We start from the raw sequence: 3,831 nt of genomic DNA, 5'->3' as shown, positions 1-3,831 counted from the left end.
TCTCTCTGCGCTCCGTCGGGCTGCACGCGGCGATCTGGAGCGGTAGTTCCGCCTCCGTTCAGGACATACATCCCACGCAGCTTGGCAGGACGAACTCACTGATCCGTGCCACGAATGGGGCACAACAAGTCGGGAAAGCCAGCAACTCTCTGGGAGTGACGGATATCGCCGTGGTCTGGTCGGGGACGGCAGCTTCGGCGATCAATTTACAGGCACTGATTCCCGCAAGCTTTGGTACCGTCAAGCAGAGCGAGGCACAGGGCATCTCTGAGAGCGGTGACATCGTGGGCTTTGTAGATCGCCAAGACGGCTCCACCGTGACACGGGTTCCGGTGATTTGGAAGAAGAACTGACAACTAGAGATCCCCTGCGACGGCATTCATAAAGCGTCGGCGTAGGGGGAGAAACTCGGCTTTACTATTATCCAGATAGACGGCGTTGGTGAGAAGGGAGATCACGCAGCCGGTTTCGGGGTCAAGAACGAGCGCCGTGCCGGTGAAGCCGCTATGCCCCACGGCTTGGTCGGAGAGAAGCTCGCCGCTGGGGGTAAGACCGTTGGGCTGGCAGAAAAACGCGAGGGTGTGGCCCGGTGGCATGGACTGGGGGGTGAGCCAGCGCTGGCGGGTGGGAGAGCCAAAGAGCCCTCCGTGGAGAATCGCCTCCCCGAAGCGGGCGACGGCTTCGGCAGTCCCAAAGAGCCCCGCGTTGCCTGCAACCGAGCTGCCCTCACTGCCAATAGCCCGTGCGTTGCCATCGTGGACAATCCCTGCCAGTGTCTCGCCGGAGCCGGGACCTTCCTGCGAGATGGTCGGGGCGCAGCGGGAGTGCTCGGGGTGGAACGTGAGCGTGTCGGTGAGGCCAAGCGGGGCAAAGACGTGCTCTGCGGCAAATTGATCCAGTGTCGTGTTCGTGAGAATCTCTAAAATGTGGGAGAGCAAGATATAGTTAAGGCAGGAATACTCGTAGTGCGTACCGGGAGCACCCCGAAGCTCCAAGTTCGCGATCGCACGAACGGCGGCCTCCATGCCACTGCCTTCGCCTTTGTAGCACGCGATCCACGCAGGCAGACCCGACGTATGGGTGAGCAAGTGGCGTACTGTAGCCTCTTTGAGGTGGGGCGCTTTGGGCAGAAAGCTCGCCAGCGGCGTGTTCAGTGCGACATCGCCGCGCTCTAGCAAAACACTCATGCTGGAGGCCATCGCCAGAGGCTTGGTAAGACTGGCTAGGTCGTAGAGTGTGGCAGATGCTGTTGCCGTAGTGCCCTCTCTCGTGCCCAGTGCCTCATGCCAGAGCGTCTCCCCTCGACGGCGTACACACACCACCGCGCCAGGCATCGCCCTCTGCTCAATTCCCCGCAAAAGCACGGCTCGCGCTCTTTCCATAAGAGTTATTGTACGGTACGATAGCACTACTATGGGATTCAATAAGGTTCAGTGGACGATTTTAGTGACGGGCTCGCTCTTTGTTCTGGGAATCGCCTACGGAAGTGGAATGCGCTCCCAGACCAAGAAGCTCCAGACACTCACCCAAGAGCTTAAGATCAACCGGCGAAACCTGCGCGCCTCTGAGCTGGCGCGCTATGCCGATATCGCCTTGATGCACCAGCTCGAAGCGCGCCGCCTTCTGGATCTGTCGCTGGAGGCCATTGCCCAGCGTAACTATGGAATCGCGCAGGAGCAGCTCAAGACCACCACTCTTCACCTGGAAATGGCCCAGCAAGCCCAGGCCGCCAATACCGCTGAACTGGGAGCGCTGATTCCTATGCTTTCTTCCCTCGGCGAAACGCCAGATCCCACCAAACTCACAGAGCTCGCGCACCAGATGGACACCCAGCTTAACAAAGTCGCGCCCAAGCCCGACTACAAAAGCGAAGTTACCGTCCCGCCTCCCACCGGCAACGATGAGGTAGATCCCGCCTACGAGTTCGGCCAGCGGGGATAGCCCCCGCAGGATTTTCCCTCCTCACTGACGAATCTCATCTCAGGAGAACAACCTAAGATGAGTATGCCAGGATCGGGGCCGGGGGGGACATCGCCCGCCATTCAGGGACCCGCTGTTCAGATGGTCAATGCGATGGTCAATGATGCCGTCCGCTTGGGAGCCAGTGATATTCACATAGAGCCGCGTGCGAACTTCGTCGAAGTACGCTTGCGTGTGGATGGGGTGTTACAGGGCTGGAAAGAGCTTCCCAAGGACCTACAAGACCCGATTGCGGTGCGCATTAAAGTACTCGCCGATCTGGATATCAACGAGAAGCGCTTGCCTCAAGACGGACGTATTGCCATCACGATGCCAGGGAAGTCGTTTGACCTGCGTATCTCTAGCCTGCCGGTGCTCTATGGCGAGAAGATCGTGATGCGCCTTCTGGACCGCTCGATGTCGGTGCGGCCTCTGGAGGGGCTGGACTTTTCGCCTACCAACCGAGAGGTTTTTGAGGAGCTAATCCGCAACCCGCTGGGGCTGGTGCTGGTGACGGGGCCGACGGGCTCCGGCAAGACGACCACACTCTATGCGGCGCTGAACGTCCTGCGCAGCAAGACGGTTAATATTGTCACGTGCGAAGATCCTGTTGAGGTCAATATGGAGGGGATCAACCAGAGCGCGGTCAATGAGAAAGTGGGCCTGACTTTTGGCCGTCAGCTTCGCGCGATCTTGCGCCAAGACCCGGACACGATTCTGGTCGGTGAGATGCGCGACCAAGAGACCGCCGAGATTGCCTTTCGCGCAGCCATGACGGGGCACCTGGTGCTCTCGACACTCCACTCCAACGATGCTCCCACCTCGGTGACTCGCTTGATTGACATGGGGGTTCCTCCGTTTCTGATTGCCTCGGGGCTGATTGGAATGGCGGCCCAGCGCCTTGTGCGACGGCTCTGCATTCGCTGCCGTCGGCAAGCGCCACCCACACTGCGCCAAGCTGGGCTTCTAGGAATCTCAGAGACGGACATGATCTGGCAGCCCGCCGGTTGCTCGGAGTGTGAGGGGACGGGCTATAAAGGCCGTATTGGGGTGCATGAAGTGGTCACCGTGGACGAGAAGTTCTCGCGTTTGATCATTGACAAGGCTCCGAGTGGGGTTCTGCGCCGCGCCTCGATTGAGGCGGGCATGATCCCGATCCGTGAGGACGCGCTCAATAAAATCCGAGCGGGCCTGACCAGTGCCGAAGACGTGATGCGCCAGGTGTACCTAAAAGCGGAGGACGACGAGGACAAGAACTGGCAGTCGCCCAGCCAGCTCGCTCAAATTTCTGGAAGCTCTATCGCTGCCCTGCCTGCTGTTGGTTAGCCCGCAAATACTTTTTTCTGAATATCGTCGAGGAGCGCCAGGCCTGCGATGACTTTTCCGAGGCCGTCGCCGATCATGGGGATCATTCCTAGGCGCATGGCCTCGTTCTGAATCGCGACCGTGGTGGCGCGCTTCATGATGAGCTGCTGGATACTCTCGGAGGCGACCATCAGCTCATGGACACCGATACGGCCCGACGTGCCCATGTTGTTGCAGCGCGCACAGCCCTGAACCTGACCAATTGCCTTGACGGGCAGAGGGGCACCGTACATCATGTCGAGGAGCTTCTGTTGGTTGGGGGTTGCGGGGCCAAACGTGCGACAGTGAGAACACAATCGTCGTGCGAGGCGCTGGGCCTGCGCACCGATCAGTCCCGAGGCGATCATAAAAGGCTCCACGCCCATGTCCATCAGTCGGGTGGGAGCGCCTGCCGCTTGGTTGCAGTGGAGCGTCGAGAGCACGAGGTGCCCCGTCATGGCTGCCTTGAAGGCGATCTCAGCAGTCTCTCCATCACGAATCTCGCCGACTAGAACCACATCGGGGTCT

At 59.8% G+C, this 3,831-nt stretch carries 5 protein-coding genes; 3 read left to right on the top strand and 2 right to left on the bottom strand.

Annotation, left to right across the window (positions count from 1 at the left end; translation table 11 throughout):
• The coding region (locus AC1XOS_RS20955) for a hypothetical protein (protein WP_481964154.1) at positions 1-353 on the top strand (353 nt) is incomplete at its 5' end.
• A 3-nt stretch (positions 354-356) separates the two neighbouring features.
• Here AC1XOS_RS20955 and AC1XOS_RS20950 read toward each other — a convergent pair.
• Complete coding sequence (locus AC1XOS_RS20950) at positions 357-1,382, bottom strand: serine hydrolase domain-containing protein (protein WP_481964153.1); 1,026 nt, start codon at positions 1,380-1,382, stop codon at positions 357-359.
• Positions 1,383-1,413: 31 nt separating this feature from the next.
• Here AC1XOS_RS20950 and AC1XOS_RS20945 point away from each other — a divergent pair, with 31 nt between their 5' ends.
• Both AC1XOS_RS20945 and AC1XOS_RS20940 read left to right on the top strand, forming a co-directional pair.
• Entirely contained in the window at positions 1,414-1,941 is a 528-nt protein-coding gene (locus AC1XOS_RS20945; RefSeq protein WP_481964152.1) for a hypothetical protein, read from the top strand.
• A 57-nt stretch (positions 1,942-1,998) separates the two neighbouring features.
• Complete coding sequence (locus AC1XOS_RS20940; protein WP_481964151.1) at positions 1,999-3,285, top strand: GspE/PulE family protein; 1,287 nt, start codon at positions 1,999-2,001, stop codon at positions 3,283-3,285.
• Here the strand turns inward: AC1XOS_RS20940 and AC1XOS_RS20935 are convergent.
• On the bottom strand, positions 3,282-3,831 hold a 550-nt coding region (locus tag AC1XOS_RS20935; protein ID WP_481964150.1), incomplete at its 5' end, for a GspE/PulE family protein. The genes AC1XOS_RS20940 and AC1XOS_RS20935 overlap by 4 nt on opposite strands.

This window comes from Armatimonas sp., assembly GCF_964826245.1.
The sequence above is the reverse complement of the archived record's forward strand: the minus strand, read 5'-3'. Positions and strand labels throughout refer to the sequence as shown.